This window comes from Janibacter sp. CoH_79_TC_3 (assembly GCF_058197955.1).
Genome location: NZ_JBXWIV010000008.1, coordinates 35998 through 52854, shown reverse-complemented (window position 1 = coordinate 52854; position 16857 = coordinate 35998). Strand labels below are relative to the sequence as shown.

15 protein-coding genes and 2 tRNA genes are annotated in these 16857 nt (G+C 43.6%); 12 read left to right on the top strand and 5 right to left on the bottom strand.

Going from position 1 to position 16857, the window contains the following annotated elements; genetic code table 11:
* Positions 1 to 12: 12 nt before the first annotated feature.
* A complete protein-coding gene (locus AC2FA3_RS08700; protein WP_490509222.1) occupies positions 13 to 1677 on the top strand; it encodes an AMP-binding protein in 1665 nt (554 codons plus the stop codon).
* 127 nt (positions 1678 to 1804) lie between these two features.
* Here AC2FA3_RS08700 and AC2FA3_RS08695 read toward each other — a convergent pair whose 3' ends face one another.
* The 4 genes from AC2FA3_RS08695 to hemA form a co-directional block, all read right to left on the bottom strand.
* The gene (locus AC2FA3_RS08695; RefSeq protein WP_490509221.1) at positions 1805 to 2224 is read right to left on the bottom strand and encodes a DUF6691 family protein; all 420 of its coding nucleotides are present in this window, start codon (positions 2222 to 2224) and stop codon (positions 1805 to 1807) included.
* A gap of 76 nt (positions 2225 to 2300) precedes the next feature.
* Positions 2301 to 2738 (bottom strand): YeeE/YedE family protein, encoded by a 438-nt coding sequence (locus AC2FA3_RS08690; protein WP_490509220.1) that lies wholly within the window; start codon positions 2736 to 2738, stop codon positions 2301 to 2303.
* Positions 2739 to 2900: 162 nt separating this feature from the next.
* The gene (locus AC2FA3_RS08685) at positions 2901 to 4034 is read right to left on the bottom strand and encodes an aminotransferase class V-fold PLP-dependent enzyme (protein WP_490509219.1); all 1134 of its coding nucleotides are present in this window, start codon (positions 4032 to 4034) and stop codon (positions 2901 to 2903) included.
* A 147-nt stretch (positions 4035 to 4181) separates the two neighbouring features.
* Positions 4182 to 5564 carry a glutamyl-tRNA reductase gene (gene hemA, locus AC2FA3_RS08680; protein WP_490509218.1) on the bottom strand — a complete coding sequence of 461 codons (1383 nt, stop codon included), beginning with the start codon at positions 5562 to 5564 and terminating at the stop codon, positions 4182 to 4184.
* A gap of 680 nt (positions 5565 to 6244) precedes the next feature.
* Between hemA and AC2FA3_RS08675 the strand changes: the two genes are divergently transcribed.
* From AC2FA3_RS08675 to AC2FA3_RS08625, 11 genes are all read left to right on the top strand, one after another.
* On the top strand, positions 6245 to 8221 hold the full coding sequence (locus AC2FA3_RS08675) for a tetratricopeptide repeat protein (RefSeq protein WP_490509217.1): 1977 nt from the start codon (positions 6245 to 6247) through the stop codon (positions 8219 to 8221).
* Between the two features lie 253 nt (positions 8222 to 8474).
* Positions 8475 to 9110, top strand: a complete 636-nt coding sequence (lolB, locus tag AC2FA3_RS08670) for a lipoprotein insertase outer membrane protein LolB (protein WP_201545414.1) — start codon at positions 8475 to 8477, stop codon at positions 9108 to 9110.
* A gap of 64 nt (positions 9111 to 9174) precedes the next feature.
* Entirely contained in the window at positions 9175 to 10143 is a 969-nt protein-coding gene (gene ispE, locus AC2FA3_RS08665; RefSeq protein WP_490509216.1) for a 4-(cytidine 5'-diphospho)-2-C-methyl-D-erythritol kinase, read from the top strand.
* Between the two features lie 50 nt (positions 10144 to 10193).
* Positions 10194 to 10721 carry a hypothetical protein gene (locus AC2FA3_RS08660; RefSeq protein ID WP_490509215.1) on the top strand — a complete coding sequence of 176 codons (528 nt, stop codon included), beginning with the start codon at positions 10194 to 10196 and terminating at the stop codon, positions 10719 to 10721.
* A gap of 187 nt (positions 10722 to 10908) precedes the next feature.
* Positions 10909 to 10984: transfer RNA gene (locus tag AC2FA3_RS08655), tRNA-Gln, on the top strand.
* A 233-nt stretch (positions 10985 to 11217) separates the two neighbouring features.
* A tRNA-Gln gene (locus tag AC2FA3_RS08650) sits at positions 11218 to 11293 on the top strand.
* A gap of 110 nt (positions 11294 to 11403) precedes the next feature.
* On the top strand, positions 11404 to 12351 hold the full coding sequence (locus AC2FA3_RS08645) for a ribose-phosphate pyrophosphokinase (RefSeq protein ID WP_149490452.1): 948 nt from the start codon (positions 11404 to 11406) through the stop codon (positions 12349 to 12351).
* A 312-nt stretch (positions 12352 to 12663) separates the two neighbouring features.
* Positions 12664 to 13344, top strand: a complete 681-nt coding sequence (locus AC2FA3_RS08640) for a 50S ribosomal protein L25/general stress protein Ctc (protein WP_201612291.1) — start codon at positions 12664 to 12666, stop codon at positions 13342 to 13344.
* Positions 13345 to 13573: 229 nt separating this feature from the next.
* Positions 13574 to 14155 (top strand): aminoacyl-tRNA hydrolase, encoded by a 582-nt coding sequence (pth, locus tag AC2FA3_RS08635; protein WP_201545400.1) that lies wholly within the window; start codon positions 13574 to 13576, stop codon positions 14153 to 14155.
* 152 nt (positions 14156 to 14307) lie between these two features.
* Positions 14308 to 14688: an aspartate 1-decarboxylase gene (panD, locus tag AC2FA3_RS08630; protein WP_045443274.1), complete on the top strand. Its 381-nt coding sequence runs from the start codon at positions 14308 to 14310 to the stop codon at positions 14686 to 14688.
* Between the two features lie 232 nt (positions 14689 to 14920).
* Positions 14921 to 15922 (top strand): calcium/sodium antiporter, encoded by a 1002-nt coding sequence (locus AC2FA3_RS08625; RefSeq protein ID WP_490509214.1) that lies wholly within the window; start codon positions 14921 to 14923, stop codon positions 15920 to 15922.
* A 46-nt stretch (positions 15923 to 15968) separates the two neighbouring features.
* Here AC2FA3_RS08625 and AC2FA3_RS08620 read toward each other — a convergent pair whose 3' ends face one another.
* Positions 15969 to 16622, bottom strand: coding sequence for an RDD family protein (locus tag AC2FA3_RS08620; RefSeq protein WP_490509213.1), 654 nt, complete (start codon positions 16620 to 16622; stop codon positions 15969 to 15971).
* Between the last annotated feature and the right edge of the window lie 235 nt (positions 16623 to 16857).

Genomic DNA, 16857 nt, shown 5'->3' with positions numbered 1-16857 from the left:
AGGACTATCCAAATGACAGACTTCCATACCGGTCTTGGCAAAAATGCAGCCAACTATCAACCACTGACCCCTATCGATTTTATTATCCGTAGTGCACAGGTTTATCCCAACAAGACCGCGATCATCTATGATGATTTAGAACTCAATAATCTCACTCAAACGTGGCAACAGACTTATGATCGCTGTCGTCAATTGGCTGATGGTCTGCGTAAATTGGGTATTGATAAAAATGACACGGTGGCGGTGATGATGCCGAACACGCCAGCGATGGTCGAATGTGCCTTTGGGGTGCCTATGTCAGGCGGGGTACTTTGCACCCTTAATACTCGTCTTGATATCAACGCCCTAACCTTTTGTCTGCAACACTCAGAAGCCAAAGTATTAATCTTAGATAGCGAGTTTGCTGAGCATGCCGAGATTATCGATGAAGCCTTTCCCAATCTCATCGTGATTCATGCGACCGATGCAGCGCTTGATATCGAGCGTTTTGGCAGTATGAGTTATGAAGAATTAATCGCCAGCTCAGACAGTTTGGATAATTGGGAAAAGCCACTCGATGAATGGGATGCTATCGCCCTCAATTATACCTCTGGCACTACTGGCAAACCCAAAGGTGTGGTTTATCATCATCGCGGTGCGACGCTCAATGCCGTCTCCAATATTTTAGATTGGGATATGCCCAAGCACCCGATGTATTTATGGACGCTGCCTTTGTTCCATTGTAATGGTTGGTGTTTCCCATGGACGATTGCAGAGCGCGCGGGTGTCAACGTCTGCTTGCGTAAAATTGACGCTGATTTAATTTTGCAGCTGATAGCCAAATATAAAGTCAGCCATTATTGTTCAGCGCCTGTGGTGCACAATATGATTGCTAGCGGCAAACCGGAATATAAAAAAGCGATTAATCATGAAGTCAAAGGTTGGGTCGCTGGTGCGCCGCCATCTGAAACCATGCTTGCCGCCATGGAAGCAATGGGCTTTCATATCTCGCACGTTTATGGTTTGACCGAAGTCTATGGGCCGGTCACCGTCTGCGCTGAGCAAGAAGAGTGGGATGAGCTTGATGTTGCTGCGCGCGCGCAGAAAAAATCACGTCAAGGCGTGACCTCGCATTTGATGACTGGGTTTGAGGTATTTAAACAAGGTACCACTGAGCCAGTTGCTGCTGATGGCGAAGAAATGGGCGAGCTGGCTCTGCGCGGTAATATGGTGATGAAAGGCTATCTAAAAAGTCGCAAAGCTACTGAAGAGGCCTTTGCCGACGGCTGGTTCCGCACCGGTGATTTGGGCGTTAAATATCCTGATGGATATATCAAAATCATGGACAGGCTCAAAGATATCATCATCTCAGGTGGTGAAAACATCTCTAGTATCGAAGTCGAAAATGTCTTATATAAAATGCCTGAAATCCAAAGCTGTGCTGTAGTCGCTGCGCCGCATGATAAATGGGGCGAAGTGCCTGTCGCCTTTATCGAGATTCATGCTGGCAGCACCTTACAGCGCGATAACGTGATGGAGCATTGTAAGCAGCATTTAGCTGGCTTTAAAGTGCCAAAATATATTATCTTTGCTGAAATCCCAAAAACAAGCACCGGTAAAGTGCAGAAGTTTGAGCTGCGTCAGGCAGCTAAATCATTGGCGCACGAAACGCCAAAAGTAACGGCTAGCGCTAAATAATCCTCTAAAAGTTTGAATTATGATTTATAAAAAAGGGTCAGGCTAATTTAATTAGAATGACCCTTTTTAATTCAGCACTCACTTATTTTTGAACCTGCTATTAATCAATCTATCAACCAAGCCCATATTAATTAAGCTTAGGCTCAAGCCATTGATAGACCAGCATACCAATTATCATCGCTGGGATAAAGATATAGGCCTGCCATTGTCCCGTACCTAGCAGCACGATACCCGGTCCTGGGCAAATACCCACCAAGCCCCAGCCGATACCAAATAGCATCGCGCCGATTAGCAGTTTTTTATTGATGGTGGTTTTGGTTGGTATCTCAATTAAGGTACCAATCCAGCTAGTCTTTTGCCGCTTAGCCAATTGCACGCCAACTATCGCCATTACCAGACCGCCGCCCATTACTAGTGCCAGAGAAATATCCCACGCACCAAAGACATCCAAAAAGCCCTGTACTTTAGCAGGGTCGGTCATCCCTGATATCAGTAGTCCAAAGCCGAATAATAATCCTGCCAGTAATCCAATTATATTTTTTAGCATTGTCGTTTCTCGCTGTCTTTATTTTTTCATAATAGTACTAAAATCTGTCTTCGCAACCTGCTGCCCGGGACGCTATTTAAATCAAGCCCAAGACATGGCGACCAAGATAAACCGTCACAATACCAAACAACATAAAGGTCACCGTCGCCGCCATCGAGCGTGGTGACAGGCGCGCATTACCACAGATACCATGCCCGCTAGTACAGCCTGAACCTAGACGCGTGCCAAAACCAACAAGCAACCCTGCGCCGATCAATAGCGGTATAGAGGTGCTGACTTCTATCACTGGTAACGGATTGACCAAACGATATAATAATGGCGAAATAACAAGACCGGCGATAAATAATACCTGCCAAATCTCGACGCGCTTGGGTTTTAAGAGACTTGAAAAAATACCACTGATACCTGCAATACGACCAATGCCCAATAGCAGGATAACGGTCGCTACCCCTAGCATCAGCCCGCCTACCAAGGAGATCGGCGTAAATGCCTGCCAGTCTATTTGTATACTCATAATGTTTACCTAAGCCAATTTTTATCAAGAACAGGTTTAAAATTCGTTTTATATAAATACATTATATAATAAAATATAATAAATAGGTAAAAAAATACTGAACCCATTAAAAATAGGCTCAGTATTCTTTGTACGCTACAAATATCTTATACGATAAAGATACTATTTAGCCAACACTTCATCAAGCGCTTTTTCAAAACGTTGTACCGCACCGTCTACATCAGTCAATTTATCTAAACCAAATAAACCCAAGCGGAAAGTTTTAAAGTTATCAGGCTCGCCTACTTTTAAAGGTACACCAGCAGCGATTTGCATGCCAGCTTCAGCAAAAGCGCTACCTTTATGCATGTCATCGCGGTCGGTGTAAGCAACCACGACGCCCGGCGCTTCAAAACCTTTTGCTGCAACGCTTTCAATACCTTTGGCTGCTAGTACTTCACGAATACGCGTGCCAAGCTCCCACTGTGCCGCGCATAATGTTTCAAAACCAACTTCTTTGGCCTCGTTAACGGTATCGCGGAACTGACGTAAGCTATCGGTTGGCATAGTCGCATGGTAGGCATGACCGCCACTTTCATAAGCGCGCATGATGTTTAACCACTGTTTTAAATCTAGGCTAAAGCTATCAGACTCGGTGCTGTCTACTTTTTGCACGGCAGCGTCGCTCAGCATAACCAGACCTGCGCCCGGTGTGCTGCTCCAGCCTTTTTGCGGCGCGCTGATAAGCACATCAATGCCCAAATCTTTCATATCGAGCCAGACGCAACCTGATGCGATACAGTCAATGATTAATAAGCCGCCAACACTATGAACGGCCTTGGCCAATGCTTTGATATAATCTTCTGATAAAATAATACCAGATGAGGTTTCAACGTGCGGGGCAAAAACGATGGCTGGTTTTTCAGCTTTGATCTTGGCAACCGCTTCATCGATAGCGACTGGAGAAAACGGCTTTGGCGTATCACCCTCTCCACGATTGGCAGTCAATACTGTAGAGGATTTGGCAATCTTGCCTTTTTCTAAAATTTGCGTCCAACGATAACTAAACCAACCGTTACGGATAATCAGGCAGTCTTCGTCATTAGCCAATTGGCGCGCCACTGCTTCCATTCCATAAGTACCAGAACCAGGAACGATAGCAACTGCATCAGCGTTATAGACGGATTTTAGGTCGCTAGATAAGTCTTTCATCACTTGCTGAAAGACTGTTGACATGTGGTTTAGGGCGCGGTCAGTATAGACCACTGAATATTCTAATAAGCCGTTTGGATCAATATCTTGACGTAATGCAGTCATAGGACGCTCCTAGTATAATAAGAGAAATTTGGTTACGAGGTTTTAGTTTTTAGGCAGGATTGAGATTTTGCCACGTAACTTACGTTTTTACTCTACCGATTATAGGGGGTAATTTAGCAAAAAACCAACCCATGTTTAGCAAATGGTTTAGCGACCTCGATGCGCCTCTTGTAATCCCGACACCACAAAATCCAGCAATTCATTGTCACCTTCACGTGCCGCTTTACGCATTAGCTTCGATGGTGCGTGGGTCAGCGTCTGGGTCAAACGTCGTGACAGCTCAGTAATAATATCTTCAGGGCTGGCCTTATCTTGTTGCAGCTTAGCAATGGATTCATGCAGCAGCTTATCCACTTGGTCATGGGTGCGCGCGCGATACTGCTGAATATCTTTGCCGACTTGGCGCACTTGAAAGCGCCGATCCATCTCAACGACCAATTGACTGACGAGCAGCTCCGCATCGACCGCCGCTTGCCTACGCTGCTCAATATTACCAGCAATCACGTGTTGCAAGTCATCGACAGAATACAGATAAACATCATCGATACGGCTAATAGTCGAGTCGATATCGCGCGGCACTGCCAAGTCAATCATCAGCATCGGTTGATAGCGACGGCTTTTGAGCGCGCGCAAAGTCATGGTTTTATCAATCAGCACATCCATGCTACCACTACAGCTACTGACAATATCAGCTTCTGCCAATACTTGCGGCAACTCTTGCAGGGCTCTCACCTCTACAATACGGTCAGGTCGACGCAGCTCAGCGGCCAACGCTTCAGCGCGCTCAGGATTGCGGTTACAAATAATAACTCGCCCGACCCCAAGCCCGGCAATATGCGTTGCCACTAAGCGATTCATCTCACCTGCGGCGACGACTAATAAGGTACGACTTGGCAAATCGTCAAATATCTGCGTGACCAATTTAGCAGCGGCATAGCTAAGCGATACCGCTTGAGCACCCACTTGGGTCTCGTTACGCACGCGTTTGGCAGCGGCAAATACCTGATCGACAATCCAGCCGAGCTGATTACTAAGGGCTTTTTGATCCTGCGCCAAATGCACAGAACGCTTGATTTGACCGAGTATCTGCGGCTCACCCAATATCATTGAGTCAAGACCAGCGGCAACTCTGAGCCAATGGGTCAAAGCATGAGTATCACGGTGCACATAAAGATAAGGGTCAATCTCGTCCAAAGACAACTGCTTAAAATCAGCTAACCATGTTTTGATTTTTAAAATATGAGCACTGATGACCGCCGAAGCAGTTTGCGCACCGATTGCAATATTGCTGGCAATAGTATCAGTAGCTTGTGGCTCTGCTAAATGCTTACCTGATTCTGGCGTTAATAAAATTTGCGGAACCAACGCATAAATCTCAGTACGGTTACAAGTAGAGACAATCACGCTACCATCGGTAAAGCGCTCTAGCTGTTTAAGGGCGATAGTAACATCGTCACCGACAAGCGCCAAGCGCTCTCGTAGAGCGACTGGTGCGGTTTTGTGATTGACCCCAATGACCACTAATCTCATTATTGATAGACCATAAATATAACGTTTACCTGCCAGCCAAACGCTCTTGGAAGGTTAAAAAACCCTATTCAAGCAGCAGTTTTAGAAAACAGTTTTTCACAGACAACGCTTGCTAAACTGTCTTTGAAAAAATGTCTTTAACCAATCATGCGCACGATAGGCCACAATAGACATAGTACAAACACTTAAAAAGCGTTTATTATATCATTATTGCCAGCTTTATTTAACAGGCAACGCTTGGCGATGTTATTTGTCTGTATCTGGGCGTAGCGACGATAAATCAACTGCTATGAAGGCTTTTAAAGTAAACGCTGTTAAATAGATAAATTTAAAAAACGCTAGTCGCATTTACCTTGTCTATTAGCAATGATGATTAGCAATGACTGGCGGTGATGATTAGCAATGGCAGGTTATTCAATAATTGAGTGATTAAAGCCAACTTACGATAAATTTAGCAGTTACTTAATCCGCTAAATATTGCTAATATCTGAGTAACACTGACGCTATTGTTTATCCCCTCAATCTACTCTTATAATGCTAGTCACGGGTTTTCTTCGTAGCTGTTTTTAGAATAATAACAATAAGATCACCTTGTTATGCTGCAAACGATTTGACGGGTAAATAATAGGTAAACACTGCTAGCTATGATTTTTTTTGGCTCATCCTTTAGATTGCAACCTATGCATCATGATCAGTCTTGCCTGCGCGCTTTATTGCACGCTATTATTGAGCGGCTATACCAGCGCCATCAGCTAACTTTATCGTTGGCCGTTTGCTTATGCCTAGGATTACCTGCCCACGCTAAATATGTCAGCCCCTCATTACATATCAGCTCTTATAATATCTCTTCCGTCGTCGCCAATGATGCCAATACTAATAATGTAAATATTAATGATGCTAGCAGCGAAAACTCTATTGCTACGCCTGCTCATAAAACGCTTGCTAAGCAATCATTATCTCAAGAGCCATCTATTCAGCAACCATCAACTCATCAGCCCCAAACAACTGAAAATATTGCTGATGATGTGAGCAATCTAGCACCGACAACCAGCGGGCAAGCGACGCTTGATGAGCCAAGTTTGTATGCGCTTTTAGATGCCGAATTTGCCGCGGATCGTGATGATACCGAGCGCGCGGTGACCATCTATAAGCAGCAGTCTTTTAAGCAAGATGCGACGGTGGTATTTGAGCGAGCGCTAAGTTTATCTTTACGCAATGAGAGCGTTGAGGATTCTCTGCGCTTTGCCAAAACGTGGCAAGACCAAAACCCCGACCACGTGCCTGCTTGGTTTTATGTGGCGCATTTAGCATTGCGCGCTCATGATTATGAGTTGGCAGGCGAAAGCCTTAATCGTATTTTAAGTTACGACCCGCGTGCCGATCTTAGCGAAATCCTGATAGGCATTTATCCCAATACTGATGAAGATAAACGCGAACTGCTCGCTGCCTTGCAACCTATTGATAGTGAGCAGAACGCTTCGCTATCGGTATTAAAAGCTGGTTTGCTATATCAGTTTAATGAGCCTGAAATTGCCATTGTCCATATCGATCGTGCCTTAGCGCGTCAGCCCGATTACGTACCCTTTATCACTTTAAAAGCCGATATATTACGCAAGACTGAGCCGTCAGAGGCAGTCATCAATTATGTCAGCCAAGCTCGCCTACGTAACCCTGATAGCAAAAGCTTATACTTATATGAGATTCGCTACTTACTTGATTTGCGGCAAAGCGAGCAGGCTTGGCAGCTGTTACTTGACTCCCATGAGCGCTTCGCTGATGACGACGAAATTACCTTACTAGCCGCACTGGTCAGCTTAGACGTTGAAGAGTATGCCACTGCCGACCAGTTGCTTAATATGCTGGCTAAAAATCCCTCTTATCTTGATCAAGCTTATTATTATTTGGGTATCAGTGCCGAGCGCCAGCAGCGCTTTGAGCAAGCAAAATACTATCTCAATGGCGTCATGCAAGAGGACTTGGTATTAGAAGCGCGCCGAAAAGTGGTGTCGTTTGAGCTGCTGAATGATGACGTCGAGGCTGCCATCGCTACCCTAGAAAAGCTGCGTAAAGACTTTAGTATCTTCGCCCCTGACAGTTTTGTCATGCAAGCAGATATCTTGTGGCAGCAAAATGAGTCCGATGAAGCGCTAAGGTTATTAACACGCGCCAGTCGTAAATATCCTAATAATGAGATACTGCTGTTTGCCCGCGCTCAACTGCTTGATGATAAAGAAGACTATATCGTTAAGCGCACCTTATTGAACCATTTGCAAACGCTTGACCCAACCAACCTCTCCTATCAGCTTAGCTACGCGCAGTTATTGCTAGCCAATGAGCGCAGCTCTGAGCAAGGTTTGGCGCTAGCAACTTCTATTATCCAAATCCGCTATGATGACCCGCGCTATGACAATGATCTGCATCTGCAAGCATTGAATATACTGGCAGCGGATGCCTTAGCAGCTGAGAACTACCAGCAAGTCATCGACTATCTACAAACGCCATATGACGTTTTCCCGACCCTACGTTCAGGTACGCTGCTACTACGCGCTTATCAAGGTTTGGGTAATAATGAAAAAGTCGAAGCATTACTGGCAGACTTACAACAGCGCTTCTCATTTGGACAGCGCAATATCAACGACCGTATACAGCTTTATTAATGCGCTTTTTGCTTAAAGCTTATTTAATACTGACAATAAAAAACGGCTAGAAATAAAAAATGCTTGCCATAAAAACTACAACTTAGTTATAAGAAATGAACAGCTGCGCATCAGCGAGTAACAAATAACGCTTAAGCTAATCTCTTTTCGAAACAGTTTTTTTGAAATATCTAATTATCGAAACTTTTAAATATATAAGCTTCTGAACATCAAAACATTGATTTTGTAAATTTGTCACTTTTGAGGAACAACCATGTCAACATCAAAAAAACACCAGCCAACTAAACTGGCGCTATTTACCGCTTTAACCACCGCACTCGTTATTACTTCTGGCTGCCAATCATTAAAAACCGCCAATGCTACCAACCAGCCTATCGGCACAGTACAAGGTCAGAATGCTGAACAGCCTAAGAAGCTTGAGAACTTTAATATCACGGGCAAAATCGGGGTCACAACGCCTGGTAAGGACAATACAGGAAACCAAGGCGGTAGTGCTTTCTATGCATGGGGGCAACAAGATGACCGCTTTGCCATCGAATTGATTGGCGCGCTCGGCATTGGCAAAACCAATATCGAATATAATGGTCAATCAGCGACTTTAATCAGCGAAAAGACTGGCACTTTAACCGCTACTGACCCTGAAACCTTGCTCAAAAAAGCCACAGGCTGGCAAGCGCCGATTTCACAAATGCCGTATTGGATATCGGGTCGCCCAGCGCCTTCGGACAGCGCGCCACAGCTTGATGCTCAAAACCGTTTGATTAGCGCAGTGAATGGTGAATGGCAAGCCAGCTTTACTTATAAAGGTAATGATAAGCTGCCAAATAAAATCAGCGCGGTGCAATCACAAGGCAATAAAGTAGTGATGACCATCGATCATCAAAAATAATAACAATACGTAGAAAGCAAAACACATTGTTATCTTTACGAACAATTCATAAAGACGCATATTTATGACTGAACACACCATGCCAACATCGGTTATCACCCGCTTATCACCTGCAAAAATCAATTTATTTCTGCATATTACCGGTAAGCGCGCTGATGGTTATCATAATTTGCAGACTGTTTTTCGTCTGCTCGATTGGGGTGATTATCTACATTTTTCGATAGCAGATAAATTAATATCTACTATTGATAACCCAGTAAATAACAGTCGAGTAGATATTAATAGCCTGTGTGGTCAGCTAATCACGTTGAATGGTGCCGATACCATAACCAGCAGTATAGAAGATAATTTAATTTTTAAAGCAGCACTCGCTTTATTGGGAGCTGCTATAGACTCAAATAAGCTGCCTGCCCAACTACCGCTGATGCAAGTGACTTTAGATAAGCACTTGCCAATGGGCGCAGGATTAGGCGGTGGTTCATCCAATGCCGCAACGACATTGATGACACTTAATGAGATTTGGCAGCTTAATTTTACTCAAAGCGAGCTGATAAAAATTGGCGCAAGCATTGGCGCCGATGTGCCAATATTTATCTTTGGTCAAGATGCCATTGCCATGGGTATTGGCGAAGAGTTAACCGCCATTGATTTACCCGAGCAGCAATATTTATTATTGACGCCGAACGCCCACGTTAACACTGCTAAGCTGTTTGCGCATCCGCAACTACAACGAGATATCACCGTTTTATCGATTGAAACCATTCAAAACCAGACCAATGATTATGTGCAATATTTAAACACGCCTTATCAAAACGTGTTTAGCCCTGTAGTCACCAGCCTTGCTCCTACCGTCGATGAAGCGCTACGATATTTGCAAGGATTAGAGTCACAAGCATTGGGCACAGCACGGATGACCGGCTCTGGTAGTGCCGTATTCTTGCCATTGGATTCAAGTGTTACGATTGATAAAGCGCTGTTGTCAAAGTGGATTGCGGATGCGCCTTGTGCAGGATATATGGTTGGGAATTTGTAAGTTTAGATGGAATTGATAACGCAACTTTTTTAGCCTAAAGGTTATTCATAATGAAAATAATTTTTTTTACGCTATCAACAAGTATTTTGGCACTTTCAATAGCCGTGACAGGCTGCACCAACAATTCTGATACTCAAAACGTCACGTTACCTAAGCCAAAAGTATCTATCGATAATAGGGCTAGTGATGTCAGCATTAATGTCTCTGAAAATAAGCCATATGCTAAGTTTTTTACCTATCCATATGAGCATGGTGCGGAAATAGAACCAGCTATGGGCGGTACTTTAGTTATGAAAGATGGATGTTTGCTTATCCAAAACGGTGATAGGCTTAACGTTCCTGTTTTTCCTCATGGTATAACCACTTGGAATGAAGAGACACAGACTCTGACAGCCAATGGCGTTGATATACCTTTGAACACTGAGCTATTTACTAATGGACCTTTAGACGGCGGAAAATACGATCCCAACTACGATTACGATTTTGAGCAACAAGCAGACCCTAAATGTTTGGAAAATAGATATATCCAATTTTTGGGTTCACAGTTCATGGATGTCAAAGATTTGCCAAATAATTAGCCTATACAAGCTAAAAATTCAACCAAACACTGCCTATAGCGTGTAAATAAAATTATTATAAAGACAGTGTATAAATTTTCATTAACTCAACATCCGTTTTATTTTCAACCTATTTAGAATAAAAGACATTAAAAGCCTCAAATGACTTGCAAAAGCTGAATATTTATTTATAATAGGTCGCCTCAATAGGGGTATAGCCAAGTTGGTAAGGCATCAGGTTTTGATCCTGACATCCGTTGGTTCGAGTCCAGCTACCCCTGCCATTTTTAAGCGCAAAGCGTTTGATATGTATAATAAGCGATTTAAGATAGCTGCTTATTGACATTGACAACGTTATCTCAGTTTCGGTATAGTTCGCAATGAACACCGTTAGGGAAAAGTTATGTTGTAGACGGTTTATCTGTTTATAAGATAACGAACAGGTCGTGACGCTATTCTAAGCGTAATTTTATTAAAAGTTGCTATTAGATATCGACGTACACAGCCTAGACATTACAGGGGTATAGCCAAGTTGGTAAGGCATCAGGTTTTGATCCTGACATCCGTTGGTTCGAGTCCAGCTACCCCTGCCATTTTTTACTGTAATAGTAGTCATCAATAGTTTTCCATACTCTTTTCTGAATTTGAGCAGTTTGACACTGCTTAGCGGTCGCTGCTTGAGTCAATCAATAGGACTTCTGTCATGCCTTATTTGGCGATTTTTACGGGTAATGCCCACCCAGAATTAGCAAAAACCGTAGCCGACCATCTCCATATACCTCTTGGTAAAGCTGACATCACGCGTTTTTCTGATGGCGAAATTGCCGTAGAAATCAAAGAACACGTGCGCGGTAAAGACGTGTTTATCATGCAGCCGACTTGTGCACCAACCAATGACAACTTGATGGAAATCATGATGATGGCTGACGCCTTGCGTCGCTCTAGTGCTGGCCGTATCACAGCAGTCATGCCGTATTTTGGTTATGCCCGTCAAGACCGTCGTCCGCGCTCAGCTCGTGTGCCTATTTCTGCTAAAGTCGTCGCTGATATGTTAAACATCGTCAGTATCGATCGCGTGATGACCGTTGATTTGCACTCAGACCAGATTCAGGGCTTCTTTGATATCCCAGTCGATAACATCTACGGTACTCCTGTATTATTGAACGACCTTAAAAAACAAGATTATGACAACATCATGGTGGTTTCACCTGACGTTGGCGGTGTGGTACGTGCGCGCGCGATGGCGAAGCAATTGGGCGATACTGATATGGCGATTATTGATAAACGCCGTGCCCGTGCCAATGAGTCACAAGTGATGCACATTATTGGTGATGTTCGTGACCGTGATTGCGTCATCGTTGATGATATGGTCGATACCGCTGGTACGTTATGTAAAGCCGCTGAAGCACTAAAAGCAAACGGCGCACGCCGTGTATTGGCTTATATTACCCACCCTGTTCTATCGGGTAATGCGCTAAAAAACATCAGCGAGTCGGCACTCGATGAGATTGTGGTCACCGATACCATTCCACTATCTGACGCTGCTAAAGCCTGTAGCAAAATTCGTCAAGTAAGTATCGCACCGATGCTGGCTGAAAGCTTACGCCGTATCAATAACGAAGAATCTATCAGCGCAATGTTTGATGCTTAGGTAACGCTTAAGATTTTTTGCTACTAAAAAATCTGTTAAAAAAACGCCAAGTTTTATGACTTGGCGTTTTTTTTAATCACTTTTCGTGGTTTATTGTATATTCACTTTAAATAGCTATTTCACGTAGGTCTTTATTATTGTTAAAGAATCACGTATAATGCGCGCCTGTATTCATCATTAGCTAAGCTCTATTATTTTTATAGTTAGCGACATGATTGATACTTTCTAAAGTATTGATTATCCAGTGATAGACTGGTCGCAAGTCTATTATTGCTGGTAGATACTTCACATACTCTCTATAGGATTATATCCATGGCTATTGATCATTTTGCAATCAATGCGGTTGACCGCTCTGCTGAACAACAAGGTAAAGGTGCGAGCCGCCGCCTACGTAAGCAGAATCTAGTTCCTGCTATCATTTATGGTGGTGGTGAAGAACCAACCACTATCTCAATCAAAATCAACGAGCTAGTAAAGTCGCTTGAATATGAAGCCTTCTTTTCACAAATCTTGACCATCACGACCGATAAAGGCGATGAGCATCAAGTTGTTATCAAAGCCTTGCAACGCCATCCTGCTAAAGGTTTCCCAATGCATGCTGACTTCCAGCGTATTGTGAAAGGTCAGAAAATCAACATGAACATTCCTTTGCATTTCGCTGGTGCTGAAAATGCTCCAGGTACGAAAGCGGGTGGCATTCTATCTACAGTAGTAACTGATGTTGAAATCGTTTGCCTACCATCACAATTACCTGAATACCTAGAAGTTGACGTATCAGGCATGGAAATCGGTGATCTATTCCGTCTATCAGACATCAAACTGCCTGAAGGCGTTATCATCTTTGATCTTGACATGGAAGATGCTCACGACCGTACTATCGTTAACATGCAGCCACCAACGGTTGAAGAAGTTGACGCAGACGCTGAAGTTGATGCGGCTGACGTACCTGCGACTGCACAAAGTGCTGAAGCTGAAGACAAAGACGCTGAATAATAAGCCCGCGTTACATAGAGACTGCGATCTAGTGTCTGCTATGTGATAACAGGTTTGTTTAGTCAAAAAACAGCAGGTGATAAATATCTCCTGCTGTTTTTGTAAGTAAGGTTTGAAAAGTAGGCTAACTAGTATGTCAGACAAATATTACAGAACCGTCTTATATTATAGAGTTGTCTTACTTTTCAAACCTTATCACTCATTTATTAAATTTAAGCAGGGTGTTTTTATGGCCATAAAGCTTATTGTCGGTCTTGGCAATCCTGGTCAGCAGTATATGTTTACGCGTCATAATGCAGGGTTTTGGTTCGTCCATCATTTGGCGCAGCAGTTTAATATTGCCCTCGCCCCTGACAAAAAATTCCATGGGGTGACGGGACGCGGACAAATCTATGGTCATGATGTGCGTCTGCTCATGCCACTGACCTTTATGAATAAATCGGGTCAATCGGTGGTGCCGATGGTCAATTTTTATGGCATTAAAAATGACGAGTTACTGATTGCCCATGATGAGCTCGATATCCCAGCTGGCAGCATCAAGCTCAAAACCAATGGCGGACACGGCGGTCATAACGGTCTGCGTGATATCACGCCGCATATCGGCAACGACTTTCATCGTCTGCGTATCGGTATTGGTCATCCGGGTCACAAGTCTAAAGTCAGCGGTCATGTATTGTCTAAAGCGGCGCCCGATGAACAAATTGCCATTGATAGCGCCTTAAGCGCCTCTTTTGAAGCTTTGCCATTGCTATTAGATGGCGATATTGAAAAAGCGCGCTCGCAGATTAATGGCTTTAAATTACCGGAATAATCTGCCGTTAATTACATATTTCTAAGTCATTTGAATGGCTAAAGCGTAAATTTAACCGTGACTTTTAGACCAATAACTTTTATTCTACCTACCTGTCCCCATTAAGCTTTTGATTTAACTCATTTATATCAGTTACACTAAGGAAGCAACCTATGCTACTTAATATGCTTAAATGCAAATTACATCGCGCCCGTGTTACCCATGCTGAGCTGCACTACGAAGGCTCATGCGGTATTGACGGTGACTTACTAGACCTTGCTGGTCTGCGTGAAAACGAATCTATCGATATCTACAACGTCACCAATGGCAAACGCTTTCGCACCTATGCGATTCGCGCTGAAGCGGGCTCTGGCATTATCTCATTAAACGGTGCTGCCGCGCATATGGCGGACTTAGGCGATATCGTCATCATCTGTGCTTATGCGCATTTTGATGAAGTGGAAGCCGCAACTTATCAGCCAAAACTGGTTTATTGCAACGAAGACAATACCGTGAAAGACACGGCCAATATCATTCCGGTACAAGTGGCTTAATAAGTTTTACCATTAAAGCTTTTGCTAAGTTTGATGCATTTTTCTTTTTAAGTAATAAACATTGAGCTAATTGGTTTGTATATTTGAATAAAAAAGCTGAATCTATTTAAGATTCAGCTTTTTTTATAGCGATAAATGCGTTTAAAACCTCTTTCCTTTAAACTTATAGTCTTTTGAGCCTTGAACTTATTAACTTTAAAGCTGTTTTGTTCACCTATAAGGAAGCTTGTTGATGTGGTTGGCAGTCATTGCAGTGCTGATTGGACTGGCTATTTTAGTCTGGAGTGCCGATATCTTTATCGATGGGGCGACGACCTTAGCGAATAGTCTAGGCGTGCCAAGCTTCCTCATTGGCGTCGTTATTTTAGGACTGGGCACGTCAGCGCCAGAAATGGTGGTATCGGTACTGGCAGCATTAGAAGGCAGCCCTGAGCTGGCGCTTGGCAACGCCTATGGCTCAAATATCATGAACATCGCCCTAGTTTTAGGTACCACAGCACTTATTAGCCCTATTATTATCCACAAAAGCATCGTTAAGCGCAACTTACCACTATTACTAGTCATTACCCTACTGGCAGCGTGGCAGCTGCGTGATGGGCAACTGAGCCAATCAGACGGCATAATATTATTGCTAGGGTTGGGCGCAGTATTGATTTTTCAAATTGTGATGAGTTTGCGCAGTAGTAGGCAAGAAGACAAGAAAATAGCCAGCAAAAATAATGAGCACAATGAGGAGCACAGTGAGAACAAGGATAGACAATCAGCAGGAATTTTTCGTGGCTTAGCAAGCTTAATAATAGGTATGTCGATATTGATATTAAGCTCACGTGCCGTCGTTTGGGGCGCGGTTGAATTGGCAACGTTTTGGGGATTGAGTAAGCTTATTATCGGCTTAACCGTTGTCGCGGTTGGTACCTCACTACCTGAATTGGTTGCCAGTCTATCCGCAGCGCGTAAAGGCGAACATGATATGGCGCTTGGCAATATTATTGGTTCTAATATTTTTAATACGCTCGGCGTTGTAGGGTTGGCAGCACTCATTGCGCCTATTAGCGCTGACCCGATTATTTTGTCACGCGATGTGTTAGTGATGGGACTGCTGACGCTATTGTTGGTGGTGCTTTGTGTGTTTGCTTATATCAAAAAACGCTCGTTTGGACGTACCTCTGGCGCGATATTATTACTGTTTTTTATCGGTTATAGCATTTTACTGACGCAAACTTTTAACCTGTAGTTTGAGATTAGTGTTATCTGTGCTGTTACCTTGCTATTTACCTTTTTTATTCACCCTTTTTACGGTTTCTAATCACCCGCCACAGCCCTTCATTTTCTGTTTTAGGCATCTTTAAGGTGATAGTATTTGATAGCATGTCTTGCACCGCCAAACCACGACGATTAAATAAACAAAAGGCATAGTTAAAGACAAAACCCAAAAAGGCACTAGTCAATAAGATAGCCCGTGAGCCGCCGATGACACTACCAATAAAGCCAAATATCAGCGGCATCAGGCTCGCCGCTAAAATACGTTTAAACGACTGCCCCCACGTTAGCAGGTGACCACTATTATTGACCGTTTTTAAGCGCCATGTTTGCATGCCCAATGTTTGCCCACCGCGGCGCCAAAACATCCCATAGAAGCCCACTAGCGTCAGGATAAAAGACGGGGTCATAATAAAGTTTTGATACCATGTCGGCAGCGATCTGGCTTCTTGTGACTGCGTGCCCGTCTGCATCGTCAATAGCGTGCCAATCACCGTCAGTACCGTACCAACCAAAAACAGTAAGGCCAGAATCAACATGCCATCATAAAGAATAGCCGCCATGCGTGTACCAGGTTTGGCAATCACCGTTTCTTCGACAGCGGAGGCTTGAGGCGCTGAGTTTTTGCGTGGCGATTTTGCTTTAGTAGCAGCTTTTGGTGACGATTTTGACATGATACCAGCCCATAACAAGCGAAAAATAGAGCGCTCATTGTACCGTAATTCAAGCGCTTAGCGTACAGTCTGATAAGACAAGATTTCTGATGTAAAAAACTGTTGATTGAAAGTTAGAAGGAAGAAAAAAATTGAGATAGAGGCTCATTAAAATAGAAACTCTACAAAAATGACAGACATAAAGAAATCGCCAAATTGTCATAAGACAGGCGATTAATTTAGTTTTAGCTTAATG

Bases quoted from the DNA above. Each gene is read 5' to 3' on its own strand.
- AC2FA3_RS08660 (WP_490509215.1), top strand. From the start codon at position 10,194: ATGAAAATAATTTTTTTTACGCTATCAACAAGTATTTTGGCACTTTCA.
- lolB (WP_201545414.1), top strand. From the start codon at position 8,475: ATGTCAACATCAAAAAAACACCAGCCAACTAAACTGGCGCTATTTACC.
- AC2FA3_RS08675 (WP_490509217.1), top strand. From the start codon at position 6,245: ATGCATCATGATCAGTCTTGCCTGCGCGCTTTATTGCACGCTATTATT.
- AC2FA3_RS08690 (WP_490509220.1), bottom strand. From the start codon at position 2,738: ATGAGTATACAAATAGACTGGCAGGCATTTACGCCGATCTCCTTGGTA.
- hemA (WP_490509218.1), bottom strand. From the start codon at position 5,564: ATGAGATTAGTGGTCATTGGGGTCAATCACAAAACCGCACCAGTCGCT.
- AC2FA3_RS08695 (WP_490509221.1), bottom strand. From the start codon at position 2,224: ATGCTAAAAAATATAATTGGATTACTGGCAGGATTATTATTCGGCTTT.
- pth (WP_201545400.1), top strand. From the start codon at position 13,574: ATGGCCATAAAGCTTATTGTCGGTCTTGGCAATCCTGGTCAGCAGTAT.
- AC2FA3_RS08625 (WP_490509214.1), top strand. From the start codon at position 14,921: ATGTGGTTGGCAGTCATTGCAGTGCTGATTGGACTGGCTATTTTAGTC.
- AC2FA3_RS08685 (WP_490509219.1), bottom strand. From the start codon at position 4,034: ATGACTGCATTACGTCAAGATATTGATCCAAACGGCTTATTAGAATAT.
- AC2FA3_RS08700 (WP_490509222.1), top strand. From the start codon at position 13: ATGACAGACTTCCATACCGGTCTTGGCAAAAATGCAGCCAACTATCAA.
- AC2FA3_RS08645 (WP_149490452.1), top strand. From the start codon at position 11,404: ATGCCTTATTTGGCGATTTTTACGGGTAATGCCCACCCAGAATTAGCA.
- AC2FA3_RS08640 (WP_201612291.1), top strand. From the start codon at position 12,664: ATGGCTATTGATCATTTTGCAATCAATGCGGTTGACCGCTCTGCTGAA.
- AC2FA3_RS08620 (WP_490509213.1), bottom strand. From the start codon at position 16,622: ATGTCAAAATCGTCACCAAAAGCTGCTACTAAAGCAAAATCGCCACGC.
- ispE (WP_490509216.1), top strand. From the start codon at position 9,175: ATGACTGAACACACCATGCCAACATCGGTTATCACCCGCTTATCACCT.
- panD (WP_045443274.1), top strand. From the start codon at position 14,308: ATGCTACTTAATATGCTTAAATGCAAATTACATCGCGCCCGTGTTACC.